Raw genomic sequence first — 26,522 nt, forward strand, 5'->3', positions numbered from 1 at the left:
TGCAAGAGAAGGTCGCAACCGATCCATGGTCCGGGCCGCCGCGCTGATCCTCAGCCTGCTCTCTGCGCCAATCGGCCCGGAGACGGTCGATCTCGGCAACAGCACGGCGGTCGACCTCTCGAGCTTCGAATGCCGCGACATCAACCGCAGCACGATCGTCCAGCGGGTCTGCTACAGCACGGATCAACGCGCGCTGCTGGTCGCGGTCAGAGGCAGCTACCAGCATTATTGCGGCGTCCCTGCCGAAACCTACGACGCGCTGATGAACGCGCCATCGATGGGCATCTTCCTCAATCGCGTCCTGCGGATCGCGGGCGCGGACGGCCGCTACACCTGCACCACGTGGACCGGCGCGGCCTAATCCGTCAGCATCGCACCGACATCGGCTTCGGCGACGACCTGACCGTTGACCTTGGCATCGCCGTGAAACCACCACATCGTCTTGCGCCGGCCGAGCGAGCGCATGTGATACTCGATGGTGTCGCCGGGCATCACCGGCTTCCTGAACTTGCACTTGTCGATGGTGAGGAAATACACCGCGCGCGGCTTCTCGGTGCCCTCGACCGACTTGATGCCGATGACGCCGGCGGTCTGGGCCATCGCCTCGATCATCATCACGCCGGGGTAGACCGGGCGGTCCGGGAAGTGGCCCTGGAACGGCGGCTCGTTGAAGGTGACGTTCTTGATGCCGATGCCGCTGTAGTCGGTGCGGATCTTGATCACCCGGTCGATCAGCAACATCGGAAAGCGATGCGGAAGCGTCTTCAGGATATCGTTGATATCCACCAGCTCGAATTTGACCGGTGCCTCCTCCATCACTCCTGCCCCTCACCTTTGGCTTCGTTGTCGCGCACCAGACGCTCCACTGCGATAATTTCCCTGAACCACTGCTTGGTCGGCTTGGCGAAATGCCCGCCCCACCGACCGTTGGCCGGGATGTCGTCCTTGACCGCGCTCATCGCCGTCACCTGGGCGCCGTCGCCGATCTTGAGGTGGTTGTTGATGCCCACCTTGGCGCCGAGCGCGACATTGTCGCCGATGGTCAGGCTGCCGGCGAGCCCGATCTGGGCCGCCAGCAGGCAGTGCCGGCCGATCGTCACATTGTGGCCGATCTGGACCTGATTGTCGATTTTGGTGCCCTCGCCGATCACGGTGTCGCGCAGGGAACCGCGGTCGATGGTCGAGGCGGCGCCGACCTCGACATTGTTCTGGATCACCACGCGGCCGGTCTGCGGCACCTTCACATGGCCGGCCGGCCCGAAGAAGATGAAGCCATAGCCGTCCTGGCCGATATTGCAGCCGGGATGGATCAGGACGTTGTTGCCGATCAGCGCGAACTGAATGGTGGTCTTGGCGCCGACATTGCAGTCGCGGCCGATCTTGACATCGGCCCCGATCACCGCGCCGGCGCCGATGATGGTGCCCGAGCCGATCTCGACCCGCGGGCCGATCACGACCAGCGGATCGACGATGACGCCGTCCTCGAGGCGCGCGGTGGGATCGATGATCGCCGACGGCGCGATCCCCTCGGTGTCGAACCAGGATTGCGGCCGCAGGGCATCGGCGTGCCATTGCCGGGCGAGCTCGACGAACACCTGGAACGGCTTCGCCGCCCGCAGCACGGCCGTGCCCTTCGGCACCTGCGCCTCGAAGCGCGGGCTGACCAGACACGCCCCGGCCTTGGTCGCGGCAAGCTGGTCGGCGTATTTCAGATTGTCGAAAAAGGCGAGATGCATCGGACCGGCCTCGTCGAGCGAGGCCAGCCCCCTGATCTGAAGCGCGCCCCTTTCGGGGTCGACCAGTTGCGCCTTCGTCAGCGCGGCTATTTCAGCCAGCGATGACGAAGGAGGACTCTTGTAGAAGATCGGCTGCGCCATTCCATCCGTCGCAGTCCGGTTGGCAATCGGTCTTAGAACGTCGTACCGCCGCCAAACCGGAATTCTTGCGTGCGGTCAAACGCACCCTTGGTCAGCGGCACCGCGTAGTCGAAGCGCAGCGGGCCGAACGGTGACTGCCAGATCAGGCCGACACCGACCGAGGTGCGGACAACCTTGCTGTCGTCGTAGCTCAGGCCAAGGCACGTACCCGGAGACGGCGGATTGTTCGTCGGCCTGACACAGCCAGGCACGTTGACTTCGCCGGTCGCCGCCCACGAGGTCGGGCCCTGGTAGTCGTACAGCCCGCCGGCGTCGGCATAGACCGCGCCCTTGAGCCCGACTTCCTTCGGCAGGAACCAGAACGGCATCTGCAGTTCCGCCGACACGCCCCAGTACTTGGTGCCGCCGATGGCATCCATGGTGCCGTACGGGTTGATGTCACGCGGACCGATGCCGTTCGGCGCGAAGCCGCGGACCAGGTTCGGGCCCATCTGGAAGTGGTCGAGCATGCGCAGATCCGAGGTCCCGAGCTTGTTCAGGATGCCGCCCTGGGCGTGGATCACGCCGACAATGTCGGAGACCAGCGGGGTGTAGTACTTCGCGTCGATCGCGGTCTTGATGTAGCTGACGTCACCGCCAACACCGGCGAAGTCCTGCTTGAAGTCGACGATCAGACCGTCGGTCGGGTTCTTGTTGTTGTCGAGCGTGTTGTAGTTGAGCGTGTAACCCAGCGCCGATGTGAGGGTCTTGCCGCCCGCCAGCTCCTTGCGGACCGGCAGCGAGGCTTCGCCGTCAAAGAAGCAGCCGAGACCATTGGTCGACACCAAGCTGATCCCGTTCAGGTTCGCATAGGCCGGGCTCGGATTGAACGCGGGGTTGGGCGTTCCATCCGGCAGGGTCGGCACGTTGTTGCAGTTGTTCAGCGTCGACGGCAGGGTGATTTCCTGCTGGTAGATCGAGTAGCGCAGCTGCAGCGACAGATCTTCCCGCAGGCTGAAGCCGAGCCGCGGGCTGAACCCCAGCGTCTTGGTGCCGTAGGCGATGTAGCTGTTGGACAGCTGCTGGCGCTGATAGAGGTCGAGGCCGAGCGCGACGCGGTAGTCGAGCAGATAGGGCTCGACGAACGACAGCGAGTAGCCGCGGGCATACTGGCCGTAGGTCACCGACGCCTTCGCGTACAGGCCGCGGCCGAGCAGGTTGCGCTCGGAGACGCTGACTTCGGCCAGCGCGCCGTCGGTGGTCGAGTAACCGCCCGACACCGAGAAGTCGCCGGTCGATTTCTCCTCGAGATCGACGATCAGGATGACGCGATCGCTGGAGGAGCCCGGCTCGGTGGTGATCTTCACCGTCTTGAAGAAGTCGAGGTTCTTCAGCCGGCGCTCGGCGCGGTCGACCAGCGCACGGTTGTAGGCGTCGCCTTCCGAGATATCGAACTCGCGGCGGATCACGTAGTCGCGGGTACGGCTGTTGCCGCGGATGTTGATGCGCTCGATATAGGTGCGCGGACCTTCGTCGATAGCGAAGGTGATCGACACCGTGTGATTGTCGAAGTTGCGATCACCGCGCGGCCGGACCACCGCGAATGCGTAGCCGCGGCGCGATGCCTCGATCTGCATCTCCTCGACCGACTTCTCCAGCGCCTCGGCGTTGTAGAGCGAGCCGACATTGACGCGCGAGTAGGTGCGCAGCGCGTTCGGGTCGAGCGTTGCGATCGACGACGTATAGTTGACCGACGCGACGCGGTACTGCTGGCCTTCCTCGATCTTGAAGGTAACCAGGAAGCCCTTCTTCTCGGGATCGTATTCGGTCAGCGCGGCCACGACCTGGACGTCGGCATAGCCGTTCTTGAGATAGAAGCGACGCAGCAGGTCGCGATCGGCCTCGACCCGGTCGGGATCGTAGACGTCGTTGCCGCCGAGGAAGCTCAGGATGTTCGATTCGCGGGTCTTGATGACGTCGCGCAGACGGGACGCCGAATAGGCGCTGTTGCCGATGAATTCGATCGACCGGACGCCGGTCTTCACGCCTTCATTGACCTCGAAGATCAGGTCGACGCGGTTGTTCGGCTGCTCGATGATCTGCGGATTGACCCGCACGTCATAGCGGCCGGACCGACGGTAGATTTCGGCGATGCGCAGGGCGTCCGACTGGACCATCGGGCGCGAGAACGTGCCGCGCGGCTTGGACTGCACTTCAGCGGTGAGCTGTTCGTCCTTGATCTTCTTGTTGCCCTCGAAGGCAACGCGGCCGATCACCGGGTTCTCGACCACGACCACGACGAGGCGCCCGCCCCGCTGGTCGATATGGACGTCCTGAAACAGGCCGGTCTCGATCAGCGCCTTCAGACCGTCGTCGATCTGGGCCTGGGCCAGCCGACCGCCCGGTCCGGGATGGAAGTAGGAGCGGATGGTTTCAAGCTCGACACGGCGGTTCCCCTCCACCGTGATCGAATCGACGGTCTGCGCCGACGCAGGCACAGACACAGCTACGGTCGCCAAGGTGGCAACCACCGGCGCGGCGAACATGACCAAGGCGGCGAACAGCCCCCCCCTCACTCGCATTCCAAACATCATGCGCAATGCGCCCTTATCTTAACGATGCCAGATCGTTCCCCAACGACCCGACAGATTCCCAACCTGCCGCTCAGCTTGTAACCAAATTTGCCGGGGGGGCAAACTTACTAGAGCCGAACATTTCCATTTTCGTTCCAAGACGTTGCCCATTGGCAACGCCACAAAAAAGCCCGTTTCAGGACCCGGCGATCCTGAGGATGTCGTTATACGTCGCAAACACCATCAGCATCAGGACCAGACCCAGCCCGATTCGGAAACCCACCTCCTGCGTCCGCTCCGACAGCGGGCGCCCGCGCAGCGCCTCCGCGCTGTAGAAAAGCAGGTGTCCGCCATCCAAAAGCGGGATCGGAAACAGGTTCAGCAGGCCGATCGAGACCGACAGGATGGCGCAAAGATTGATCACGAACTGGAACCCGGCGCTCGCGGCCTGCCCCGACAGCTTCGCGATTCCAATGACGCCGCTCACCTCGGCCGGATTGCCGGTTCCAACGAACAGCGAGCCCAGGAACTTGAACGTGCTGGAAATGATGTACCAAACCTGCTCGACGCCGATCTTCAGGGCCTCCAGCACGCCGACCGAGGCGCTGGTCGCTTCGCCGACCTGAGCCTTGTGCTCAATTCCGAGCACGCCGATTCGGTGGGCATTGCCGAAGGGGTCCTTGACCTCCCGGAGCGCCGGCGTCGCCTTGAGCGCGACAATCGCACCATCGCGCTTCACCTTAAATCCAAGCTCTGAACCAGCATTCGAAGCTACAATCCGCTGCATGTCGGCGAAGCTCTGGATCGCGCTGCCGTCGATATCCACGACGACATCGCCGACCTTGAAGCCGGCGTTCGCGGCGACGCTTTCGGCCACTAAGCCGTCGACCCGGGCAATCGTGCTCGGCTTGCCGTAGTAGAGCGCCATGCCCGCGAAAATCAGGGCGCCGAGAATGAAGTTCGCCACCGGGCCGGCCGCAACGATGGCGGTGCGCTTTCCGACCGATTTGTGATGGAAGCTGCCTTCACGCTCTTCCGCCGTCATGGCGGCGAGCGTCTCGGTGGACGGCGTCGAAGCCTCGCTGTCGTCGCCGAAGAATTTGACGTAGCCGCCGAGCGGAATCGCCGAGATCTTCCAGCGCGTGCCATGCCGGTCGTTGAAGCCGGCGAGCTCCGGGCCGAAGCCCAGCGAGAACGTCAACACCTTCACGCCGGCCCAGCGCGCGACCAGGAAGTGGCCGAGCTCATGGAAGAAGACGACGATGGTCAGGACGAAGAGGAAGGGAACGATGGTACCGAGAAGCCCATGACTCAACGCATTGATACTATGAATAAAATACTCGGGCATTCGATTTTCCCTCGACAAGAGCCAAAGGCTCCGTCCCCAACCCTCTAGGTTGCCTTTAAGGCAATTTGAGGCAATAGGGCGGCAGCTTTATTTCGCGCGATATGGTCAACGGAAATCGCATCATCCGCCGAGTGCAGTGGTGGCTGATTCCCTGACTTGATCCAATCGTTCATCGTCGCCTCGACCAGCCGGGCGATCGCGCCGAACTTGATCTTGCCGGCGATAAACGCGGCGACCGCGATCTCGTTCGCAGCGTTGTAGACCGTCGTCGCGCCGTGCCCCATCCGCAACGCCTCGTAGGCCAGCCGCAGCCCCGGGAAGCGCTCAAAATCCGGCGCCTCAAAGGTGAGCTGTCCGATCTTGGCGAGGTCGAGCTTGGCGGACGGGCCGACGACGCGGTCGGGCCAGCCGAGGCAATGCGCGATCGGGATCCGCATATCGGGCGTGCCGAGCTGGGCGACCACCGAGCGATCGGAGAACTCGACCATGCCGTGGATGATCGACTGCGGGTGCACCAGCACGTCGATTTCGTCGGGCGTCAAAGCGAACAGATAGGACGCCTCGATCACCTCGAGACCCTTGTTCATCATCGAGGCGGAATCGATCGTGATCTTCTGCCCCATGCTCCAATTCGGATGCTTCAGCGCCTGTTCCAGCGTCGCCTGCTCGATGTCGGCGGGCGCCCAGGTACGGAACGGGCCGCCGGACGCGGTGATGATCACCCGCGTCAGTTCCTCGCGGTTGCCGGAAGCCAGCGCCTGGAACAGCGCATTGTGCTCGGAGTCCGCCGGCAGGATGCAGGCGCCGGCCTTCCTCGCCCGCTCCATGAAGATATCGCCGGCACAGACCAAGCATTCCTTGTTGGCCAGCGCGACGGTGGCGCCACGATCGACCGCGGCAAGCGCAGGCTTCAGCCCGGCCGCGCCGCTGACCGCCGCCATCACCCAATCGGCCGGCCGCGCGGCCGCTTCGATGATCGCGCTCTCCCCGGCCCCGCATTCGGTCCGGGTTCCGGTCAGCGCGTCCTTCAGCTCCGAAAGCTTCGCCGGATCGGCAATGGCGGCGAACCGCGCGCCGAATTCCTTGGCCAGCTTGGCGAGGCCCTCGACATTGCTGTTCGCGGTCAGCGCCTCGACCCGGTAGCGGTCGCGCGCGCCACGCAGCAGGTCCATAGTGCTGTCGCCGATCGAGCCGGTGGCACCGAGGACGGTTACAGTCCGCAGGGCGGATGCCGCCGCGGCCTTGTTGTTACGCAACGGAACTGCGCTCATCTCATCACCAAACCATAAGACCGCGCCCGACGCCATCGGCGCCACCACGGAGAAAGCCGAAAATCGCCGCCACAATGACGGCCGCGACAAAACCGTCCAGGCGGTCCAGGAGGCCGCCGTGACCGGGAATGATGTGACTCGAATCCTTCACGCCGAACCGCCGCTTCACCGCGGATTCGAAGAGATCGCCAAGTTGCGAGACCACCGACAACACGGCGCCGAGCATCAAGAGCGGACCGGTCGAGCCGATCTCAAGGGCGGCAAAGCCGGCAGCGACCAGCAGGCTCGCCCCGAAGCCGCCAACCGCGCCCGCCCATGTCTTCTTCGGGCTGACCCGCACCCAGAGCTTCGGCCCGCCGATACTGCGGCCCGCGAAGTAGCCGCCGATATCGGTGACCCACACGATCAGCAACACGAACATCAGCGCGGCAAAGCCCTTCGCCGTGTCGAGGCGCAGCAGGACCGATGCGATCTCGGCCCCTGCCGCATAGAGCAATCCCGCAATGGCCCAGTTGCGCCGCGCGCCGGACGTCAGCGCCACAACAACCGCACCGGCGGCGAGTACGATCAGGGCCGCATCGATACGGCCGGCCATCAGGCATAGTCCGGCGAGCAGCAACGCGACCACGCCGGGCACCACGACACGGAGCTCGCGTCCGAGTCCGGTGACAACAAGCCATTCCGCGAACAATCCGGCCGCCGCCAATGTCACGAGGAGCGACCAGGCGACGCCGCCCATATAGGCCAGCGCGATCGCAACCGGCGCCAGCACCAGCGCCGCAATCACGCGCATCGCGAGATTGCGCGACCCCTGCTCGTTTGCTGCCGCCGGCGCGGCCTCGCCCTCGGTCACGATCCGGTTTTCGCAGCGAGCCCGCCGAACCGGCGCTCGCGCTTGCCGTATTCCGCAATCGCGCCTTCGAGCGCCGCCTTGTCGAAATCCGGCCAGTGAATCGGCACGAACACGAGTTCGCTATAGGCGGCCTGCCACATCAGGAAGTTGGACAGACGCTGCTCGCCGCTGGTGCGGATAATCAGATCCGGATCCGGAATGTCGGGCGCATCGAGATATTGCCCGAGCGTGTCGGCATCGATGGAGTTGGCGTCGCGCTTGCCTTCGGCAACCTCGCGCGCGAGGCGCCGCGCCGCGGCGGCGATCTCCGCCCGCGAACCATAGTTGAAGGCGACCACAAGGCTGAGCTTGACGTTGTTCTTCGTCAGCTCCTCTGCCTCGTTGAGCAGCGCGCAGATGTCGGCGTCAAGCCCGTCACGCTCGCCGATTACGCGCACCCGCACCCCGTCACGATGCAGCGTCGCCAGATCGTTGCGGATGAAGCGGCGCAACAGGCCGAACAGATCGCCGATCTCGCTCGCGGGCCGCGACCAGTTTTCCGAGCTGAAAGAAAAAATGGTGAGATAGACGATGCCGAGTTCATGGGCCGCACGCACCACGCGGCGCAGCGCTTCGACGCCGCGGCGATGGCCCTCGACGCGCGGCAAGCCGCGCGAAGCGGCCCAGCGCCCGTTGCCGTCCATGATGATGGCCACATGCAACGGACTGCCGGAGCGATCCGGTCCGTCAGCTGCTGGGGCGGCGGCGTTCGACATCGGCTCGTTCCCGTAGCGGCTTCAGACCGTCAGGATTTCCTTTTCCTTGGCGGCAAGCAGCTGATCGACTTCGGCGATCACGCCGTCGGTCGCCTTCTGCACCTCGTTCGACAGGCGCTCCTGATCGTCCTCGGAGATCTCGTGATTCTTCTCGAGCTTCTTGATCACGTCGAGGCCGTCGCGGCGCACGTGGCGTACCGCGACCTTGGCCGCTTCCGCGTATTTGTGCGCGACCTTGACGAGCTCCTTGCGGCGCTCCTCGTTGAGTTCGGGAATCCGCAAGCGCAGCACCTGTCCTTCGGTCGCCGGCGACAGGCCGAGGTTGGAGTCGACGATTGCCTTCTCCACGGCCTTGACCATCGTCTTGTCCCAGACCTGCACCGAGAGCAGGCGCGGCTCGGGCACGCTGATGGTGGCAACCTGGTTGAGCGGCATATGCGAGCCGTAAGCCTCGACCTGGACCGGCTCCAACATAGAGGCCGCGGCACGGCCGGTGCGCAGGCCGCCGAGCTCGTGCTTGAGCGATTGCGTGGCGCCCTGCATGCGGCGCTTCACGTCGTTGATGTCAAAACCAGCTGCGGCCATGACGTTTCTCCCTTTCACTAGAAACCGGCTGTCGACGCCCTCGGGCCCAAAATCTGGACCCGGAGGCGCGGCAATCAGCCGGCGACGACGGTGCCGTGTCCGGTACCGCGCAGAATCGCACCGATCGAACCGGGCTCCGCGATAGAGAACACGATGATAGGCAGCGACGTCTCGCGGGCAAGTGCGAAAGCGGTCGCGTCCATGACCTTGTAGCCGCCCTCGATCGCCTGCGAATGGGTTAGGCGGTCGAAGCGCTTGGCTTTGGGGTCCTTCTTCGGATCGGCGCTGTAGACGCCGTCGACATTGGTGGCCTTCAGCACCGCCTGCGCACCGATTTCGGCCGCGCGGAGCACGGCGGTGGTGTCGGTCGTGAAGAACGGGTTGCCGGTTCCACCGCCGAGCAGGACGATGCGTCCCTCGGCGAGATATTTGTGCGTTGCACTACGGGTGAACAGCTCGGAAATCTCCGGCATCACGAATGCCGACAAGGTCCGCGCCGGGGTTCCCTTGCGCTCGATCGCCGCCTCCAGCGCGAGGCAGTTCATCATGGTGGCAAGCATACCCATGGTGTCGCCGGTCGGCCGGGAGACGCCGCGCGAGGACACCTCGACGCCACGGACGATGTTGCCGCCGCCGATCACGACGGCGACCTCGATACCGAGCTTGCGGGCTGCGATCAGGTCGTCGGCGATGCGATCGACCGTCGGTTGATCGATACCGAACCCGTGGGAGCCGGCCAGATATTCGCCGGACAGCTTGATCACCACGCGACGATAGATCGGCTCAGCCATGATGCGATCGCTTTCTTATCCCGCGCAGGCAGGCCTCCGGCGCGGAGCGCCGGACGCCTTGGTGTCAGCGGTTACTTCTTGCCGCTGGCGGCCGCGACTTCGGCGGCGAAGTCACTTTCCTGCTTCTCGATTCCCTCACCGAGAGCATAGTTCACAAAGCCAGCGATTTTGATCGGCCCGCCGACCTTACCCTCAGCTTCCTTCACCGCCTGGGCAACCGACTTGCCGCTATCGTGGATGAAGGCCTGATCGAGCAGGCAGACCTCCTTGTAGTAGGTCTTCAGGCCGGAATCGACGATCTTCTCGATGACGTTCTCCGGCTTGCCCTGCTGGCGGTACTTGTCGGCCAGCACGTCCTTCTCGCGCTTGACGGTCTCCGGATCGAGCCCGGCCGGGTCGAGCGCCAGCGGCTTCGCCGCCGCGACGTGCATGGCGAGCTGGCGGCCGAGCACCGCGAGCTCGTCGGTCTTGCCGGCGGACTCCAGCGCCACGATCACGCCGATCTTGCCGGCGCCCTCGACGACCGCGTTGTGGACATAGCTCGACACCACGCCCTTGCTCACCTCGAGCGAGGCGGCGCGGCGCAGCGTCATGTTCTCGCCGATGGTCGCGATCGCGTCGGAGATCGCGGTCTCGACGGTGACGTCGCCGACCTTGGCCGCCTTGATCTTCTCGACGTCGGCGCCGTTGTGCAGCGCGACCTGGGCGATCATCTTGACCAGGCCCTGGAACTGCTCATTGCGCGCAACGAAGTCGGTCTCCGAGTTGACCTCGACCAGCACGCCCTTGGTGCCGGAGGTCAGCGCGCCGATCAGGCCCTCGGCCGCGACGCGGCCGGCCTTCTTGGCGGCCTTGGAGAGGCCCTTCTTGCGCAGCCAGTCCTGCGCTTCCTGCATGTCGCCGTTGTTCTCGGTCAGCGCCGCCTTGCAATCCATCATGCCCGCGCCAGTCGACTCGCGGAGCTCCTTGACCATCGCTGCTGTGATCGTTGCCATCGTTCAATGTCCTTCTTGCCTGTACAGAAACCGCGGCGCCCGATGGCGCCGCTATCTGCAACAGGGAGATCGTTGTTCGTGGAATAGAAGCGGCGGCCGGGCGAGACCCGGCCACGCCGCGTAGCCTTTATTCCGCTTCGGCGAGCGTCTTGGCCTGGGCGACCCAGGCGTCGGCACGGCTCGGCAGACCGACTTCTTCGCCGATCTTGTGCGCGGTGTCGTGGTCGAGCTCGGCGAGCTGCCAGTAGTGGAAGATGCCGAGGTCGTTGAGCTTCTTCTCGATCGCACCGGACACGCCGGTGAGCTTCTTGAGGTTGTCGGCGGTGCCGCGCGGGCCGGCGAGGCCCTGGAAGCCGGACGGCGCAGCCGCCGGAAGGTCTTCCTGCACGGGCGTCGCCGACGCGCCGATGTCGATTCCGGAATCGCCCTGAGCGCGCGAGATGCCGTCGATGGCGGCGCGCGCCACGAGATCGCAATACAGCGAGATCGCGCGGCCGGCGTCGTCATTGCCCGGCACCACATAGGTGATGCCCTTCGGGTCCGAATTGGTGTCGACGATCGCCGCGACCGGGATGTTGAGCCGCTGGGCTTCCTGGATCGCGATGTCTTCCTTGTTGGTGTCGATCACGAAGATCATGTCGGGAAGGCCGCCCATGTCCTTGATGCCGCCGAGCGAACGGTCGAGCTTGTCGCGCTCGCGCTGCAGCGTCAGCCGCTCCTTCTTGGTGTAGGAGTTGGCTTCGCCCGACGACAGCACGTCGTCGAGATGACGCAGGCGCTTGATCGAGGCCGAGATCGTCTTCCAGTTGGTCAGCGTGCCGCCGAGCCAGCGCGAGTTGACGAAGTACTGCGCCGAACGCTTGGCAGCGTCGGCAACGCCGTCCTGGGCCGAGCGCTTGGTGCCGACGAACAGGATGCGGCCGCCCTTGGCGACGGTATCGCTGACCGCCTGCAGGGCACGGTGCAGCATCGGCACGGTCTGCGCGAGGTCGATGATGTGGATGTTGTTGCGGGCGCCGAAGATGTAATCCTGCATCTTCGGATTCCAGCGGTGGGCCTGGTGGCCAAAGTGAACGCCAGCTTCAAGCAACTGACGCATAGAAAAATCGGGTAGCGACATAGTGATAATTCTCCGGTTGGTTCCTCCGGAAACGTGTGAGCAAACGCGCCTGAATGGCCCGGTTGCCACCGGACGGCCTTGAGAGCCATGTTTCCGTGTGAGATGGCGCGCTATATAGCGCGATTTGCGCCAGAAGCAAGGAAATACGGCCGGTTACACCGGCCGGCCGGGCCCAAATCGTGCCGAAACGGCCCTGTTTGGCGTCCGGAGTCCCCAGTTTACAGGGTCTGCACGTCGACCACGCCCGCCACCGCCTTGATCGCGCCGGCGATCTGCGGCGAGACCTTGTAGCGGCCGGGCAGCTTCATCTCCACCTCGGTTTCGAGGTCCAGGATCATCACCAGCGAGACGTCGCCATCGGCCCCCGCCGCCGGTGGCGGCGCGGCGGCCGGCTTCACGGCCGGTACCTTTGCTGCGCCGCCCGGGGCGGGCGCGGCTTCCGGCATGTTGAGGCGGCGGGCGATCGACTCCAGCGGCTTGGTGTCGCGGACGAAGATGCGCAGGCCCTTCTGCGTCTTGGCCGCGGCGTGATCCAGCGGCTCGGCGTGCAGCACCCTCGCCCGCACGTCCTCGCCCTGCAATTCGGCGCCGAGCTGCAACAGCACGGCCGCGCCCGGCTCGAGCACGTCGCGGTATTGCGCAAGGCCCTCCGAGAACAGCACCGCTTCGAAATGGCCGGTCGGGTCCGACAGGCCCATGATGCCCATCTTGTTGCCGGTCTTGGTGCGCCGCTCCATGCGCGACACCACGGTTGCCGCGACCTTGCCCGCCGTGGCGCCGGTCTTCACCGCGCGCGAGAACTCCGCCCAGGACTGCACGCGCAGCCGCTTCAGCGCGGTCGCGTAGTCGTCGAGCGGATGGCCCGACAGGAAGAAGCCGATGGCGTCATATTCGCGCCGCAGCCGGTCCGCGGGCAGCCACGGCTCGATCTGCGGCAGCATGATGCTCGGCGCATCCGCCGCGCCGCCGAACATGTCGTTCTGGCCCGAGGTCGCCGCCTCATGGCTGCGCTGGCAGGCGGCGAGGATCGCATCGGCGCCGGCGAAGACGCGCGCGCGGTTCGGCTCCAGCGTATCGAAGGCGCCGGCCGCCGCGAGGCTCTCGATGATCCGCTTGTTGACCGCGCGCGGGCTGACCCGCGCGGCGAAATCGGCCAGCGAGGTGAAGGCGCCCTTCTTGTTGCGCTCCTCGATGATCTGCTCGACCGCCTGGATGCCGACGCCCTTCAGCGCGGCGAGCGCGTAGTAGATCGTGTTCTCGCTGACCTCGAAGGTCGCGCCGGAGCGATTGATGTTGGGCGCCTCGACCTTGATGCCGAGCCGTTGCGCCTCGGAACGGAATTCGGACAGCTTGTCGGTGTTGTTGAGTTCGAGCGTCATCGACGCCGCGAGGAACTCGACCGGGTAATGCGCCTTCATATAGGCGGTGTGGTACGACACCAGCGCATAGGCCGCCGCGTGGCTCTTGTTGAAGCCGTAGTCGGCGAACTTGGCGAGCAGTTCGAAAATCGTCTCGGCCTGGCCCTTGCCTACGCCGTTCTTCATCGCACCGTCGACGAAGATGTCGCGCTGCTTGTCCATCTCGGCGCGGATCTTCTTGCCCATCGCGCGGCGCAGCAGGTCGGCCTGGCCGAGCGAGTAGCCCGCCATCTGCTGCGCGATCTGCATCACCTGTTCCTGATAGATGATGACGCCGAAGGTCTCCTTCAGGATCGGCTCCAGGATCGGATGCAGATATTCCGATTCCTCGTCGCCGTGCTTGCGCGCACAATAGGTCGGGATGTTCGCCATCGGGCCCGGGCGATACAGCGCCACCAGCGCGATGATGTCCTCGAAGCGGTCCGGCCGCATGTCGATCAGCGCGCGCCGCATGCCCTGGCTTTCCACCTGGAACACGCCGACGACATCGCCCCGCGCCAGCATCTGATAGCTCGGCTCATCGTCGATCGGCAGCGTCGCGAGATCGACATGAACGTTGCGCTGCTTGAGCAGCTTCACCGCGACGTCCAGCACGGTCAGCGTCTTCAGGCCGAGGAAGTCGAATTTCACGAGGCCCGCCGGCTCGACCCATTTCATGTTGAATTGGGTGACCGGCATGTCGGATTTCGGATCGCGGTAGAGCGGCACCAGCTCGCTCAGCGGCCGGTCGCCGATCACGATACCGGCGGCATGCGTCGAGGCATGGCGCGTCAGGCCTTCGAGGCGCTGCGCGATATCGAACGCACGCGCCACCACCGGATCCTCGTCGCGGAACGCCTGCAGCTTGGGCTCGCCCTCGATCGCCTGCGCCAGCGTCACCGGCGCTGCGGGATTCTGCGGCACCAGCTTGGTCAGCTTGTCCACCTGCCCATAGGGCATCTGCAGCACGCGCCCGACGTCGCGCAGCACGCCGCGCGCCTGCAGCGTACCGAAGGTGATGATCTGCGCCACCTGGTCGCGGCCGTAGCGCTCCTGCACGTACTGAATCACCTCGCCGCGGCGGTCCTGGCAGAAGTCGATGTCGAAGTCCGGCATCGAGACGCGTTCGGGATTGAGGAAGCGCTCGAACAGCAGCGCAAACCGCATCGGATCGAGGTCGGTGATGGTCAGCACCCAGGCGACCAGCGAGCCGGCGCCGGAGCCGCGGCCCGGCCCGACCGGAATGCCCTGCGCCTTCGCCCATTTGATGAAGTCGGAGACGATCAGGAAGTAGCCCGCGTATTTCATGCGGGTGATGACGTCGAGCTCGAAGGCAAGCCGCTTGCTGTAGTCCTCTTCGGTCATTCCCGGCGAGAGACCGTGCACCCGCAGGCGATTCGCGAGCCCCTCCTCGGCCTGGCGCTTCAGCTCGGCGGCCTCGTCGGCGGCGGCATCGGCGCTGGCGGCGGCACCCACCGTGAAGAACGGCAGGATCGGCTTGCGGGTCTTCGGCCGGAACGAGCAGCGCTCGGCGATCTCCACCGTCGAGGCCAGCGCCTCCGGGATGTCGGCGAACAGCACCGCCATTTCCGCGCGGGTCTTGAAGCGGTGATCCGGGGTCAGTTGCTCGCGGTTGGTCTCGGCAATCAGATGGCCGCCGGCGATGCAGAGCAGCGCGTCATGCGATTCGTAGTCGTCATTGCTGGCAAAATACGGCTCGTTGGTCGCCACCAGCGGCAGGCCCTTGCTGTAGGCGAGATCGATCAGGCCGCCTTCGGTGCGGCGTTCCTTGTCGGCGCCGTGGCGCTGCAATTCGATGTAGAGGCGATCGCCGAACAGGCCGGCCAGGCGTTCGCAGCGGGTGATCGCCAGCGCCGCCTGCTCGGCCCGGAGCGCCAGCGCGATCGGGCCGTCGGGGCCGCCGGTCAGCGCGATCAGGTCCTCGGCGTCGTCGATGAGCCAATCGAACTTGATGTGCGGGGTCTGGTTGACCGGCGTCTCCAGGAACGCCCGCGAGTTCAGCCGCATCAGGCTGCGGTAGCCGCGCTCGCGCGCCGCCAGCAGCACGATTCGCGCCGGGCCCGTCGTCGCAAGGATGCTCCGCGTATTCGGATCGACGTCGCCGAAATCCACCGCCAGCTCGCAGCCGACGATCGGCTGGATGCCGTAGCCGGCCATCTTGTCCGAGAATTCCAGTGCGCCGAACATGTTGTCGGTATCGGTCAGCGCCAGCGCCGGCTGGCGGTCGGCCTTCGCGAGCTCGCCCAGCTTGGCGATCTTGATCGAGCCCTTCAGCAGCGAATAAGCGGAATGAACGTGAAGGTGAACGAATCCGGCATTCGGCATGACTGCTTACGGAATCTCTTGAGTCAGGGATGGAGCGAGCGCCAGGGCCGGAACTCGAAAGTGTCAGACCCGACTCGCAATCCCATGGTGGGGCCTGACCCCTGTGAAGTCCACGCCGAACGCGGCGTGGCGGCAAGTCCTCCTGCTTTTCCCCAGGGGCAGACCATGCCGCCGGCGATGCCCCTGTCCCCGCGGGCGCATTTTCAGAATTGGGTGATCAGCTGGGCCCACACCGCGATCATCCCGACGAACAGCGTGATCGATGCCAGCGCTGCAGCTTCTTGCACGAAAATCTTCAACATGGCCGCTCTCCCTGAACCGGAACGTATGCAGAACATTGTTCCTTTTTTGTTCTAGGAGTCAAGCAATGCCGGCGACCCAGTTCGAGAAGTGACCCCTGTGGTTAATTCCTGAGCGGCCGACGTCTCGCCGCCGACAGTGATCCGGATGGCGAACTCGTCTTGAGCCTCCGGGGAGCTAGTTACCGCAGCAATTCCCAGCCTGCCTGGGAGGGCAAAGGACCGTTCCGTATGAGCAAAACACGCAGCAATCTCCTGCTTTCGGTTTCAGGCGAGTGCCGCAGCCCTTGCAATCATAGAAGAACTGGCAGGCGTCGGTCGGCATCGTCTCGATGGAGACATGGCCGCAGGACGGGCACGTCAGTTGGGAAGTCAGCTGCAGGTCCGTCATGCCGCGAATATGCGGCGTTGACCGTTCGGTCGGAAGGCCTCGTCCAATCAAATCCGACCCGAATCCCGAAGCGGACGGGCAAAGCCCGTCCCCTGCTCCTGGCCGACGGGCCGGCGCCGCCAGGCCAACAAAAAACCCCGGGCCGAAGAAGCCCGGGGTTTTCGATGCCGCTTGAATTAAGCGAGCGATCAGTACTTCGCGATGACCGGGCCACCGAACTTGTAGTTCAGACGGCCCAGGACCATGTCGGTGTCGCCACCGGTGTGGAAGCCGGTCACGGCAACACCAGCCGGGGTCACGAAGGTCGCGCCATGGGTGTCTTCGAAGATGTGGTTGTACTCGACGCCGAGCGACCAGCCCTGCGAGAAGGCGAATTCGAGGCCAACACCGACCGTCGGGCTCCAACGGGTGTCGAAGCCGGTCTCGGACGCCAGATTGCCGGCCGCGTTGAGGAACTGGAAGTTGCGATCGGTGACCGCAGCACCGCCCTTGGCGTACAGCAGGACGTTGTTCCAGGCGTAGCCGATCTGACCGGTGAACAGGCCGAACGCATCAGTCTTCGAGCGAACGATGCCGCCCGGGACGACCAGATTGCCGGTGCTGCCGGAGAAGTCAGCCCAGTTGCCCTGAGCTTCCAGACCGAACACCCAGCCGCCGGCCTGCCAGCGGTAGCCGATCTGGCCACCGACGGTGCCGCCGTTGGCGTCGTAGCTTCCGACGCCGCCGAAGCCGTCGACCGAACGGTTGTCGTGGCTCTGGCCCCAACCACCGTTGATACCGATGTAGAAGCCAGTCCAATCATAAACAGCGGCAACCATGGGCGGCGGAGCCTTGGTGTAAGGGCGAGCCGCGAGGTCAGCCGCGGAGGCAGCAGTCGCGCTGAGCGCGAGCATGCTGGCGGTGACAAGCAAAATCTTTTTCATTTTCCCGTTCCAACTTTTTCTACAGGCCCCCAAGGCCGCGAGACACCGTCATAGCAGCCCCCGGCGGAATTGCTGTAACTTCGCGGCAACAGGCAGGGCCAAACGACTTCGCTCAAATTTGAAGTTAATACTGTATTACGGGCACTTCCTGGAGTTTTTGCCACATAGTTGCCGCACAATCTTCACAATTCGGATCTGCGTGCGCAGCTGGGCGCAAGATCGTTGACCGGAACCGGCTTGTCCGATTTGGATCGTCGCCAGGGTCGAATCTTCGCAGCAAAAGGAATGCAGATGCGGACGATGATTCTTGCTGCTGCGGCATCGGTGGCTGCACTTGCAACGCTGGGGACTGCGCCCGCGCATGCCGTCGGCGTGCGTTACCCGTTCTGCATTCAAGGCGACCGCTATCCCGGCCTGAGCAACTGCTCCTATCCATCGTATGAGGCGTGCTTGGCCACCGCTTCGGGCATCGGGCAGAACTGCATCGCCAACCCCTATTATGCCGGCGACAACGACCCGCGCTCGTATCTTCACGTGTCCCCGCGGGACCGCCGTGAGGGCAATTTCTTCGACCTGTTCATCCACTGATACGCTCGGTCCGGCAACCCCGGCGCGGGAATGTGAGTTGATCCGGCGCTGCGCACAGGTGCCTATTCGCGCGCGCTCGGCATCAGCATTGCCGGCGCCGACGAGGAGATTTCTGATGCGCAGTCTGATTCTGGCACTCTTGCCGACACTCCTGGCCTTGGCAGCCGCGCCGGCCAGCGCCCAGAAATACGATTCGACCTCGCCGGTCTGCAAAACCAACTACCGATGGGGCGGTGAGGATACCGACTGCGGCTACACTTCGATCGCGCAGTGCCAGGCTTCGGCGTCCGGCCTCGCGGCGATCTGCATCAACAACCCCTATTATGCCGGGCCGCCGATCGACAGGCAGCCGAGAGCATCCGGCAGACGGCCTCGCCCCGCTTATTGAGCCAGAAGCATTTCGTTCCGATCGAAGCGACACGGAAAAAGGCTCCGGATTCTCTCGTCTTAGCGCGGCTTCTTCACGCGCACCGCTAGCCAGTTCACGCGACGGCGCACTATTCGAGCTCGACAACCTGTCCGTTCGACAGCGACACCCGGCGATCCATTCGCGCGGCGAGATCCAGATTGTGAGTCGCGATCAGCATCGCGACCCGGGTCGCCTTCACGAGTTGCATCAGCGCGTTGAAGACGTGGTCGGCCGTGCCGGGATCGAGATTGCCGGTCGGCTCGTCCGCGAACAGTACCCGGGGCGCGTTGGCAACCGCGCGCGCGATCGCGACACGCTGCTGCTCGCCGCCCGAGAGCTCGGCTGGGCGATGGGTGATGCGATCGCCGAGCCCGAGATAGGAGAGAATCTCGGTCGACCGTTTCACGGTTTCGGAGCGTTTGAGGCCGCGAATCATCTGCGGCAGCATGACGTTCTCGAGCGCCGAGAACTCCGGCAGCAACCGGTGCGATTGATAGACGAAGCCGATATCGGAACGGCGAATCTGGGTGCGGTCGACGTCGGACATCTGCGAGGTCGGCGTGCCCGCGACATAGACTTCGCCGTCATCGGGGGTCTCCAGCAGGCCCGCGATGTGCAGCAATGTCGACTTGCCGGATCCCGACGGCGCCACCAGCGCCACCGATTGACCGGGCCACAGCGCGAGATTGGCGCCGTTCAGGACGGTCAGCGTCGCTTCGCCCTGCCGGTATTCCCGCTTGATGTCATGAAGATAGACGACCGGTGTGTCTTCCGCCCCCTCCGCCATGTGCGCTCCTTATTCGTACCGGAGCGCGTCGACCGGATCGAGGCGCGCGGCGCGCCACGACGGGTAGAGCGTCGCAAGGAAGGACAGCGTCAGCGCCATGATCACGACGGCGAGCGTCTCGCCAAAATCGATTTCAGCAGGCAGCTTCGACAGGAAATACAGCGTCGGATCGAACAATTCCGTGTTGGTGAGCCACGACAGGAATTGCCTGATGGTTTCGATGTTGAAGCAGATCAGCAAGCCGACCAGCAGACCGACCAGCGTGCCGACGACGCCGATCGATGCGCCGGTGATCAGGAATATCCGCATGATCGAGCCCTGCGAGGCGCCCATGGTCCGCAGAATCGCGATGTCCTGGCCCTTGTCCTTCACCAGCATGATCAGTCCCGAGACGATGTTGAGCGCCGCGACCAGCACGATCATGGTCAGGATCAGGAACATCACGTTGCGTTCGACCTGAAGCGCGTTGAAGAAGGTCGAATTGCGCTGCCGCCAGTCGACCAGGAAGACCGGCCGGCCGGCCGCCTCGGTCACCAGCTTGCGATAGGTCTCGATCTTGTCCGGATTGGTGGTGAACACCTCGATCGAGGACACGTCGTTGTTGCGGTTGAAATAGGCCTGCGCCTCGGTCAGCGGCATGAACACGAAGGTCGAATCATATTCCGACATCCCGATCTCGAACACCGCAGTGATCTTGTAGGGCTTGATGCGCGGCGTGGTGCCCATCGGCGTCACCGCGCCCTTCGGCGAGACCAGCGTGATCATGTCGCCGGCATGCAGCGAAAGCTGGTCAGCGAGGCGGCGACCGATCGCGACGCCCTGCCCCTCATCAAAGCCCTCGAGCGAGCCTTGCTTGATGTTCTTGGCGATCGAGGTGAGGTTGTTGAGATCGTCGGCGCGGATGCCGCGGATGAAGACGCCGGCGGCGTTGAACGGCGATGAGCCGAGCCCCTGCCCGTCGACCACCGGTGCGGCGAGGCGGATGCCCTGCACCTGGCTGATGCGGTCGGCGACATCCTTCCAGTCGGTCAGCGGCGATTCCAGCGGCTGCACCAGAATGTGTCCGTTGAGGCCGAGGATCTTGTCCAGCAATTCCTTGCGGAAGCCGTTCATGACCGCCATCACCACGATCAGCGTGGCGACGCCGAGCATGATGCCGAGGAACGAAAAGCCGGCGATGACCGAAATGAACCCTTCCTTGCGGCGCGCGCGCAGATAGCGTCCGGACAGCAGCCATTCGAATGGCGCAAAGGGCGGGGTACGGACTGGCTCGCTCATGGTCTCATCCATCTGTCGATAATCCCATGATTCGGGCCAAATGTGGCCGGATTACCCCGCCGATCAGCACGGCGTGAATAAACTTTAACCCGCGAGCTTCGCGACCACGTCGGCGGGGCTCATATTGTCGCGTGAGCCGTCGCTGCGACGCTTCACTTCGACCTTGCCGTCCGCAAGCCCCTTGGGTCCGACCAGAATCTGCCACGGGATGCCGATCAGATCGGCCGCGGCGAACTTGGCGCCGGCACGCTGGTCGGTGTCGTCGTAGAGCACGTCGACGCCCTTCGCCGAGAGCTCGCGATAAAGCTGCTCGCAGGCGCCATCGACCGCGGCATCGCCCTGCTTGAGATTGAGGATCGCGGCGCGGAACGGCGCGACGGCCTCGGGCCATTTGATGCCGGCGTCATCGTGACACGCTTCGATGATCGCGCCGACCAGACGCGACACGCCGACGCCGTAGGAGCCGCCATGGATCGGCACGTCGACGCCGTCGGGACCGGCCACCATCGCCTTCATGGTCTCGGAATATTTGGTGCCGAAATAGAAGATCTGGCCGACCTCGATGCCGCGCGTGTTCAGCCGCTTTGCCTCAGGCACTTCCTGTTCGAAGCGCGCAGCCTCGTGGACGTCCTCGGTCGCGGCGTAGACCGAAGTCCACTGCTTGATGATCGGCGTCAGATCACCGTCATAATCGACGTCCGCGCCCGGCACCGGCAGGTCCAGCACATCGCGGTTGATGTAGACGCCGGACTCGCCGGTCTCCGCGAGCACGATGAATTCGTGGCTGAGGTCGCCGCCGATCGGGCCGGTCTCGGCCCGCATCGGGATCGCCTTGAGGCCCATCCGCGCAAAGGTGCGCAAATAGGCCACGAACATCTTGTTGTAGGAGCGCCGCGCGCCGGCCTCGTCGAGGTCGAACGAATAGGCGTCCTTCATCAGGAACTCGCGGCCGCGCATCACGCCGAAGCGCGGACGCTGCTCATCGCGGAATTTCCACTGGATGTGGTAGAGGTTGAGCGGCAGGTTCTTGTAGGACTTGATGTAGGAGCGGAAAATCTCCGTGATCATTTCCTCGTTGGTCGGCCCGTACAACAGCTCGCGCTTGTGACGATCGAGGATGCGCAGCATCTCCGGGCCATAGGCGTCGTAGCGGCCGCTTTCGCGCCAGAGATCGGCGAGCTGCAGCGTCGGCATCAAGAGCTCGAGCGCGCCGGCGCGGTCCTGTTCCTCGCGAACGATCTGCTCGATCTTCTTCAGCACCCGGAAACCGAGCGGCAGCCAGGCATAAATGCCGGCAGCCTCCTGCCGCATCATGCCCGCGCGCAGCATCAGCCGATGCGAGACGATCTCCGCCTCTTTCGGGTTTTCTTTCAGGATGGGCAGGAAAAACCGCGACAATCGCATGGCGTTACTCGGGAATCAGGAAAGCGTGGGAAGAGCTGCAGTGAAACCGGATCGGCTGTGAAAACACAAGGCCGCCAAATAAGAAAAACCCTTCAAATCAGGCGATTTTCGGCCATTTGAACGAATTGCGTACCATCGAAGTGCCCAGCGCGCCGACCGCGGCTTTACCTGACCTCGAAATCGTCTTCCAGCGTCACTTTCTTGAAATCGGTCACCAAGGCGTCGATCTGCATGTGCCAGCGGCCCGGCACCGGCAACGGCACCTTGCGCACGTGCCAATAGCCATCGGCACCGCGCGCGGCGGCGCGTTCCATCGGTTCGATGCCGCGCTCGGGCAAGCTCAGCGTCAGCGTCGCCTCCTTGGCCGTGAACGGGCTGGCATCGCCGTTCATCAGCTGCAGCACGAAGTCATTTTGCCCGACCTTGCCCGGCGCGATCAGCACCTGGAACATCGCGGCATCGGTGTGAATGTGGACCGCAAGCGGAACATCGGCCGACATCGCCAGCACGCGCGGCGGCGGCGTGAAGCGCCAGAGTGCAACGAGGCCGAGAATGGCGATCATCAGCACGAATTCCAGCGCGATCGAGCGCTGCAGCGGCCGTGTCCGATGAAACTCGCGCGCGATGGCCGGCGTGAACACCAACCGGTTCAGCGCAGCGAGCCCGAGCAACAACACCACCAGCACCAGTTTCGCAACCAGGATGTTGCCGTACCCGGTGTCGATCAGCGCGTGAAAACTGTCGAGCTGGACGATCGCGAGCGCCAGGCCCGACAAGGCGATCAACGCGACGACCGGCACCGCGATCGTCGAAAAATGCCGCAGCACCCGCAGCAGCGAATCCTTGCGCTGCCAGGCAAGCACCGCCAGCGGCGCGAGCGCGCCCATCCAGAACGCCACGCCCACGCCATGGATGAACAGCGCGGCTCGCGTCAGCCATTGCGGCGAAGCGGTGGCGGCGTGGCCGCTGACCGCAAACGACAGCCCGACACAGATCATTGCGATCGCGGTGCGGGTGAAAGCTGCACCGAACGACGGACTGCGCCAGGCAATCGCCGCGATTAGCATCGCGGCGATCGCGAGCAGCAGCGCGGGAAACAAGCTGGTGCCGGCGGCGCTGGCCCACGCCGCCCACGTCACGATGCCCGACAGCGGCAGGTTCAAGAGGTCGACGCCCTGCAGTCCAAGCGACGCGATCGCGCCGACAAGGCCGATCTTCAGCGACCACATGATCAGCCGTTCGCCGGCCGGGCCCTGCCCGATCCAGGCCGCAAAGAACACGCCGCCGACGCCGGCAAACAGGCCCAGATAGAGCCCGAGCCGCGCCAGCCAGATCAACACATCGAGCACGCCGTCGCTTGACGGCGCCGCCGAGCCGGTGACGACGCCGATCGAAAACAGCAGCGAGCCCGCGACCGGATGGCCATCCTGCGACACCACGCGATAGCTGACCACCTGCGTGCCCTGTGGCAGGCCCGCCGGCAGCGTCACCATCACCGACTGGTCGACGGCGCGGAACGCGACGTCGCGCGGCTTGCCCGCGGCGTCGAGCAGGCTGACCGCCGTCGGCGCCACCGCTTCGTTGAAGCGGAGCACCACCGTCCTGGGTGCTTCAGCCACCACGCTGCCGTCGGCCGGTTCGGCGCCGATCAGGACGGCATGCGCATGGGCTGAGGTCGCAAGACACAGCGCCACGAGCAGCGCTGCGAGGTTTGCGACCAGCCGCATCGCTTACGACTTCGGCAGCAGCTTGACGCCGGGAGCCGGTGTCTTGCTGCCATGGTCGTGCCCGCCGCCCTGCCCGTCGGCTGGGGTATCGATCCAGCGGCTGACGCCCTGCTCGCACTCCTGCACGACCGGAAAGTACAACGTGGTGTTGGGCTTCAAGGTATCGGTGAGAAACGTCTGCATCACGAACTCGTCGTAGTTCTGGTCCGCAAGCTTGCCACCGCTCCAGGCGACTTCCTTGACGCCCTCGGAAAGCTTGGCGCCGTGATAGTCGTATTGGGCGGCGTATTTGCCGGTGACCGCATCGAGAGTCCAGCCCGCCTTCGGCATCGGCTTAACTCCGATCACGCCCTCCGGAATCTGCACCCGGATCTTGATTGTCGCCGAGCCCGCGCAGCCATGCGGCACGGCGAACACCGCCTTGTAATACGATCCGACCGCCGCCTGCTTTCCTTCGAGTGTGATATGCGCGATCGCCGGCTGCGCTGCGAGCAGCGCCGCCGTGGCAATGAGGAGCGTCTGTGATCGCATGGCTGCCTCACATCTTCTTCATGTCCATGTGACCGGAATGGTCGCCATGGCCGGAATGACCGCCGCCCGGCCCCTGCGCGCCGACGGCCTGCACGTCCAGCGAGACCGAGACCTTGCCGGCCTTTTCGAACTCGAGCGTGACCGGCACCTTGTCGCCCTGCTTCAGCGGATTCTTCAGATCGAACATCATCAGGTGATAGCCGCCCGGCGCGAGCTTCACGGTCTTGCCGGGCTCGATGGTGAGGCCCTTGTCGAGCGCACGCATCTTCATCACGCCATTGTCCATCGACATCTCGTGGACTTCGATCTTGCCGGCAACATCGCCGGTGCCTGACACCAGCCGGTCGGGCGTCGTCCCCTTGTTCTCGATCGTCAGGTAGCCGCCGCCGATCTTGGCACCGTTCGGCGTTGCGCGCGTCCAGGCCTGCGTGATCACGAGATCGCCGGCCTTGACGTCCTCCGCGCGCGCGGACGTCGACGCGAGTGCAGCGGTCAGCGCTGCGAGGGCAAGGATGCGGGAGAGCGTCTTCATGGCGACGGATTTCCTTTCAAGTTGAAATTCAAGTGTCATCGGGTTGCTGCCGACTGGGCGCTGGACCATTTGTTCAGATCGGCGATTTCGGCCGCCCCTTCGATCGTCGTGATCGTTCCATCCCGGGAAATCAGCATGGTTCGCGGGATATCGCCTTGCCAGGCCGGATCGATCTCAAATCTCAACCGCTCGGCAAAGCCGTCGTCGAAGATCCAGTTTTCGGCCGCGCCGAGGCCGGCGCGATCCAGCATCGATCGCGTCGCTTCCGGAAGGTTGGGAACCAGATCCGCGCTGATCGTGACGATATCGATTCCGGGATGATCCTTCATGAACTGGCCAAGCTCCGGCAGCTCGACCTTGCATGGTCCGCAGGTCACTCCCCAGAAATGCACCAGGGTCGGACGACCGGCATGCGCATGCAGCAGCTTTTGCCAGCTGCCGCGTTCAAACGGCCTTGGCGCGCCCTCTCCCGCCGCCAGTGCAGTCGGCAGCGTTGCGAGCAGGACCAGCGCCGCGAGCAGATAACGCTTCATGGTTCGCCCTCGATCGCTTGAAAATGGTAGCCGTCGGCCTTCGTCATCCACGACAGATAGGTCTGCCGGCTGTTCGAGACGAGCAGCGGATGGTCGGAACTGTCGGCGGTATCCGCGATCACCGTTGGCTTCGACCATGTCGCTCCATCGTCGTGCGATGTCATGAGATCGATTGTCGTCTTCTGCCCGTCGAATTCCTTCCAGGCCATGACAAGCCCCTGCGGCCCCGCGATAATCTGCGGCCGTGACGGGCTGCGGTTCGGCTGACCGACCGGAAGCGGATCGGAGAAGGTTTTGCCGCCGTCGTGCGAGCGCGCATAGAACAATCCCTTGCGCGCCTTGCCGTTGGTGTACCACGTCACATGGTAGGTTCCTTCGCGCGATATCGTCAGGCTCGGACCGTGATGCGGACAGGCCGCGATCTGCCAGTCGTCGCGGCTCACCAGATGGATCTCGCCGGGCGTAGCCAGATCGGAGAACGTCACGACCGCATGGTCGCGCACGCCGCCTTCAAAGATGTTCCGGAACACGACCACAGGATGGCCCGCACCATCGAACGCCAGCGCGAGGCGGCAGCACTCGCAGGTGTTGTCGGCGACGAGCCGCGCGTCGGAATAGGTTGCTCCGCCATCTCCCGATGACGCGAAAAACAATCCGGCACCGTCATATTTCTGGCCGCGCTGCTGCGCCGGCACGCGGTTGCGCTTGTCGAGCCACGCGGCAAACATCGCCCCCGCAGGATCGAAACCGATCGCCTCGAACCGTTGGCTCTCATTGTTCGTGGTGATCGGCTTCGGCGCATCGAAGCTGCGCCCGCCATCGGTCGATCGCGTGGTCAGCACCTGACCGTTGAAATTCTGATCGCGGAAGATCGAGAAGGCCACAGCGATGTTGCCCTTGGCATCGATCGCAAGCTTCGGCCGCGCATCCGGTCCCCAATCGAGACTGAGCCGCTCCCGTGTGACCTGCACCGGTGTGGAAAAGCTCTTGCCCTGGTCTTTTGAGCTCGCGACGGAGATATGGCCGCCGGCCATCCACACCAGCCACAATGTCCCATCCCGCCCAAAGGCGGGCGTGACCTTGGTCGCGCAGCGCAGGGCCGTCTCTTCGCAGGCCGCTTCGGAGGCGTGCTGATGGCTCATCTGTGCGACGGCAAGGCTCGGCAAGGCCGCGAGCATGAGCGATGCAAGCAGCGTCAGGGCGACCGGTTTGCGATAGGTCATCGATGCG

25 protein-coding genes are annotated in these 26,522 nt (G+C 64.4%); 3 read left to right on the top strand and 22 right to left on the bottom strand.

From position 1 onward, the window contains the following. Positions 1–25: 25 nt before the first annotated feature. Positions 26–361, top strand: coding sequence for a KTSC domain-containing protein (locus ACZBJS_RS11175; protein ID WP_316394197.1), 336 nt, complete (start codon positions 26–28; stop codon positions 359–361). Here ACZBJS_RS11175 and fabZ read toward each other — a convergent pair. From fabZ to ACZBJS_RS11245, 14 genes are all read right to left on the bottom strand, one after another. Beyond that, on the bottom strand, positions 358–816 hold the full coding sequence (gene fabZ, locus ACZBJS_RS11180) for a 3-hydroxyacyl-ACP dehydratase FabZ (protein ID WP_016841580.1): 459 nt from the start codon (positions 814–816) through the stop codon (positions 358–360). The genes ACZBJS_RS11175 and fabZ overlap by 4 nt on opposite strands. Further along, positions 816–1,877 (bottom strand): UDP-3-O-(3-hydroxymyristoyl)glucosamine N-acyltransferase, encoded by a 1,062-nt coding sequence (gene lpxD / locus ACZBJS_RS11185; RefSeq protein ID WP_316394195.1) that lies wholly within the window; start codon positions 1,875–1,877, stop codon positions 816–818. Before lpxD ends, fabZ begins: the two co-directional genes overlap by 1 nt. Positions 1,878–1,909: 32 nt before the next feature. Next, on the bottom strand, positions 1,910–4,450 hold the full coding sequence (gene bamA, locus ACZBJS_RS11190; RefSeq protein ID WP_057016498.1) for an outer membrane protein assembly factor BamA: 2,541 nt from the start codon (positions 4,448–4,450) through the stop codon (positions 1,910–1,912). Between the two features lie 175 nt (positions 4,451–4,625). Then, on the bottom strand, positions 4,626–5,777 hold the full coding sequence (gene rseP / locus ACZBJS_RS11195; RefSeq protein ID WP_028339659.1) for an RIP metalloprotease RseP: 1,152 nt from the start codon (positions 5,775–5,777) through the stop codon (positions 4,626–4,628). 44 nt (positions 5,778–5,821) lie between these two features. Next, positions 5,822–7,048, bottom strand: coding sequence for a 1-deoxy-D-xylulose-5-phosphate reductoisomerase (gene dxr / locus ACZBJS_RS11200; RefSeq protein ID WP_225647484.1), 1,227 nt, complete (start codon positions 7,046–7,048; stop codon positions 5,822–5,824). A gap of 4 nt (positions 7,049–7,052) precedes the next feature. Further along, positions 7,053–7,901, bottom strand: coding sequence for a phosphatidate cytidylyltransferase (locus tag ACZBJS_RS11205; protein WP_057016497.1), 849 nt, complete (start codon positions 7,899–7,901; stop codon positions 7,053–7,055). Continuing rightward, positions 7,898–8,656: an isoprenyl transferase gene (locus tag ACZBJS_RS11210; protein ID WP_057016496.1), complete on the bottom strand. Its 759-nt coding sequence runs from the start codon at positions 8,654–8,656 to the stop codon at positions 7,898–7,900. Before ACZBJS_RS11210 ends, ACZBJS_RS11205 begins: the two co-directional genes overlap by 4 nt. 21 nt (positions 8,657–8,677) lie before the next feature. Continuing rightward, positions 8,678–9,241 carry a ribosome recycling factor gene (frr, locus tag ACZBJS_RS11215; protein WP_028334007.1) on the bottom strand — a complete coding sequence of 188 codons (564 nt, stop codon included), beginning with the start codon at positions 9,239–9,241 and terminating at the stop codon, positions 8,678–8,680. Positions 9,242–9,315: 74 nt separating this feature from the next. Beyond that, on the bottom strand, positions 9,316–10,032 hold the full coding sequence (gene pyrH, locus ACZBJS_RS11220) for a UMP kinase (RefSeq protein ID WP_028334006.1): 717 nt from the start codon (positions 10,030–10,032) through the stop codon (positions 9,316–9,318). 71 nt (positions 10,033–10,103) lie between these two features. Further along, a complete protein-coding gene (gene tsf, locus ACZBJS_RS11225; RefSeq protein WP_057016494.1) occupies positions 10,104–11,027 on the bottom strand; it encodes a translation elongation factor Ts in 924 nt (307 codons plus the stop codon). Positions 11,028–11,154: 127 nt separating this feature from the next. Further along, positions 11,155–12,147 (bottom strand): 30S ribosomal protein S2, encoded by a 993-nt coding sequence (locus ACZBJS_RS11230; protein ID WP_057016493.1) that lies wholly within the window; start codon positions 12,145–12,147, stop codon positions 11,155–11,157. Positions 12,148–12,365: 218 nt separating this feature from the next. Further along, positions 12,366–15,890 (bottom strand): DNA polymerase III subunit alpha, encoded by a 3,525-nt coding sequence (gene dnaE / locus ACZBJS_RS11235; protein ID WP_316394186.1) that lies wholly within the window; start codon positions 15,888–15,890, stop codon positions 12,366–12,368. 477 nt (positions 15,891–16,367) lie between these two features. Then, positions 16,368–16,571, bottom strand: coding sequence for a GDCCVxC domain-containing (seleno)protein (locus ACZBJS_RS11240; protein ID WP_082653734.1), 204 nt, complete (start codon positions 16,569–16,571; stop codon positions 16,368–16,370). 197 nt (positions 16,572–16,768) lie between these two features. Beyond that, positions 16,769–17,503 (bottom strand): outer membrane protein, encoded by a 735-nt coding sequence (locus tag ACZBJS_RS11245; protein ID WP_057016491.1) that lies wholly within the window; start codon positions 17,501–17,503, stop codon positions 16,769–16,771. Between the two features lie 222 nt (positions 17,504–17,725). On the opposite strand from ACZBJS_RS11245, the gene ACZBJS_RS11250 reads away from it, so the two are divergent. Beyond that, positions 17,726–18,091: a DUF3551 domain-containing protein gene (locus ACZBJS_RS11250; protein ID WP_229162689.1), complete on the top strand. Its 366-nt coding sequence runs from the start codon at positions 17,726–17,728 to the stop codon at positions 18,089–18,091. Positions 18,092–18,206: 115 nt separating this feature from the next. After that, positions 18,207–18,479, top strand: coding sequence for a DUF3551 domain-containing protein (locus ACZBJS_RS11255; RefSeq protein WP_057016489.1), 273 nt, complete (start codon positions 18,207–18,209; stop codon positions 18,477–18,479). A gap of 109 nt (positions 18,480–18,588) precedes the next feature. On the opposite strand, the gene ACZBJS_RS11260 is transcribed toward ACZBJS_RS11255, so the two are convergent. The 8 genes from ACZBJS_RS11260 to ACZBJS_RS11295 all read right to left on the bottom strand — a co-directional run bounded on the left by ACZBJS_RS11260 (position 18,589) and on the right by ACZBJS_RS11295 (position 26,515). Beyond that, entirely contained in the window at positions 18,589–19,287 is a 699-nt protein-coding gene (locus ACZBJS_RS11260; RefSeq protein ID WP_016840545.1) for an ABC transporter ATP-binding protein, read from the bottom strand. A 9-nt stretch (positions 19,288–19,296) separates the two neighbouring features. After that, positions 19,297–20,577 (bottom strand): lipoprotein-releasing ABC transporter permease subunit, encoded by a 1,281-nt coding sequence (locus ACZBJS_RS11265; protein ID WP_028339647.1) that lies wholly within the window; start codon positions 20,575–20,577, stop codon positions 19,297–19,299. A gap of 72 nt (positions 20,578–20,649) precedes the next feature. Further along, positions 20,650–21,969: a proline--tRNA ligase gene (gene proS / locus ACZBJS_RS11270; RefSeq protein WP_038380332.1), complete on the bottom strand. Its 1,320-nt coding sequence runs from the start codon at positions 21,967–21,969 to the stop codon at positions 20,650–20,652. 164 nt (positions 21,970–22,133) lie between these two features. Continuing rightward, positions 22,134–23,696 carry a copper resistance CopC/CopD family protein gene (locus ACZBJS_RS11275; RefSeq protein ID WP_316394179.1) on the bottom strand — a complete coding sequence of 521 codons (1,563 nt, stop codon included), beginning with the start codon at positions 23,694–23,696 and terminating at the stop codon, positions 22,134–22,136. A gap of 3 nt (positions 23,697–23,699) precedes the next feature. Then, positions 23,700–24,227: a YcnI family protein gene (locus ACZBJS_RS11280; protein ID WP_253623827.1), complete on the bottom strand. Its 528-nt coding sequence runs from the start codon at positions 24,225–24,227 to the stop codon at positions 23,700–23,702. A 7-nt stretch (positions 24,228–24,234) separates the two neighbouring features. Beyond that, positions 24,235–24,759 carry a copper chaperone PCu(A)C gene (locus tag ACZBJS_RS11285; RefSeq protein ID WP_057016486.1) on the bottom strand — a complete coding sequence of 175 codons (525 nt, stop codon included), beginning with the start codon at positions 24,757–24,759 and terminating at the stop codon, positions 24,235–24,237. 35 nt (positions 24,760–24,794) lie between these two features. Continuing rightward, positions 24,795–25,292: a TlpA family protein disulfide reductase gene (locus tag ACZBJS_RS11290; protein WP_168855894.1), complete on the bottom strand. Its 498-nt coding sequence runs from the start codon at positions 25,290–25,292 to the stop codon at positions 24,795–24,797. Beyond that, entirely contained in the window at positions 25,289–26,515 is a 1,227-nt protein-coding gene (locus tag ACZBJS_RS11295; RefSeq protein WP_463438713.1) for a sialidase family protein, read from the bottom strand. The genes ACZBJS_RS11290 and ACZBJS_RS11295 overlap by 4 nt, the downstream gene beginning before the upstream one ends. Positions 26,516–26,522 lie beyond the last annotated feature (7 nt).

The organism is Bradyrhizobium sp. KZN70725 (assembly GCF_055264925.1).

Bases quoted from the DNA above. Each gene is read 5' to 3' on its own strand.
- ACZBJS_RS11175 (WP_316394197.1), top strand. From the start codon at position 26: ATGGTCCGGGCCGCCGCGCTGATCCTCAGCCTGCTCTCTGCGCCAATC.
- fabZ (WP_016841580.1), bottom strand. From the start codon at position 816: ATGGAGGAGGCACCGGTCAAATTCGAGCTGGTGGATATCAACGATATC.
- lpxD (WP_316394195.1), bottom strand. From the start codon at position 1,877: ATGGCGCAGCCGATCTTCTACAAGAGTCCTCCTTCGTCATCGCTGGCT.
- bamA (WP_057016498.1), bottom strand. From the start codon at position 4,450: ATGATGTTTGGAATGCGAGTGAGGGGGGGGCTGTTCGCCGCCTTGGTC.
- rseP (WP_028339659.1), bottom strand. From the start codon at position 5,777: ATGCCCGAGTATTTTATTCATAGTATCAATGCGTTGAGTCATGGGCTT.
- dxr (WP_225647484.1), bottom strand. From the start codon at position 7,048: ATGAGCGCAGTTCCGTTGCGTAACAACAAGGCCGCGGCGGCATCCGCC.
- ACZBJS_RS11210 (WP_057016496.1), bottom strand. From the start codon at position 8,656: ATGTCGAACGCCGCCGCCCCAGCAGCTGACGGACCGGATCGCTCCGGC.
- frr (WP_028334007.1), bottom strand. From the start codon at position 9,241: ATGGCCGCAGCTGGTTTTGACATCAACGACGTGAAGCGCCGCATGCAG.
- pyrH (WP_028334006.1), bottom strand. From the start codon at position 10,032: ATGGCTGAGCCGATCTATCGTCGCGTGGTGATCAAGCTGTCCGGCGAA.
- tsf (WP_057016494.1), bottom strand. From the start codon at position 11,027: ATGGCAACGATCACAGCAGCGATGGTCAAGGAGCTCCGCGAGTCGACT.
- ACZBJS_RS11230 (WP_057016493.1), bottom strand. From the start codon at position 12,147: ATGTCGCTACCCGATTTTTCTATGCGTCAGTTGCTTGAAGCTGGCGTT.
- dnaE (WP_316394186.1), bottom strand. From the start codon at position 15,890: ATGCCGAATGCCGGATTCGTTCACCTTCACGTTCATTCCGCTTATTCG.
- ACZBJS_RS11245 (WP_057016491.1), bottom strand. From the start codon at position 17,503: ATGAAAAAGATTTTGCTTGTCACCGCCAGCATGCTCGCGCTCAGCGCG.
- ACZBJS_RS11255 (WP_057016489.1), top strand. From the start codon at position 18,207: ATGCGCAGTCTGATTCTGGCACTCTTGCCGACACTCCTGGCCTTGGCA.
- ACZBJS_RS11260 (WP_016840545.1), bottom strand. From the start codon at position 19,287: ATGGCGGAGGGGGCGGAAGACACACCGGTCGTCTATCTTCATGACATC.
- ACZBJS_RS11265 (WP_028339647.1), bottom strand. From the start codon at position 20,577: ATGGATGAGACCATGAGCGAGCCAGTCCGTACCCCGCCCTTTGCGCCA.
- proS (WP_038380332.1), bottom strand. From the start codon at position 21,969: ATGCGATTGTCGCGGTTTTTCCTGCCCATCCTGAAAGAAAACCCGAAA.
- ACZBJS_RS11275 (WP_316394179.1), bottom strand. From the start codon at position 23,696: ATGCGGCTGGTCGCAAACCTCGCAGCGCTGCTCGTGGCGCTGTGTCTT.
- ACZBJS_RS11280 (WP_253623827.1), bottom strand. From the start codon at position 24,227: ATGCGATCACAGACGCTCCTCATTGCCACGGCGGCGCTGCTCGCAGCG.
- ACZBJS_RS11285 (WP_057016486.1), bottom strand. From the start codon at position 24,759: ATGAAGACGCTCTCCCGCATCCTTGCCCTCGCAGCGCTGACCGCTGCA.
- ACZBJS_RS11290 (WP_168855894.1), bottom strand. From the start codon at position 25,292: ATGAAGCGTTATCTGCTCGCGGCGCTGGTCCTGCTCGCAACGCTGCCG.
- ACZBJS_RS11295 (WP_463438713.1), bottom strand. From the start codon at position 26,515: ATGACCTATCGCAAACCGGTCGCCCTGACGCTGCTTGCATCGCTCATG.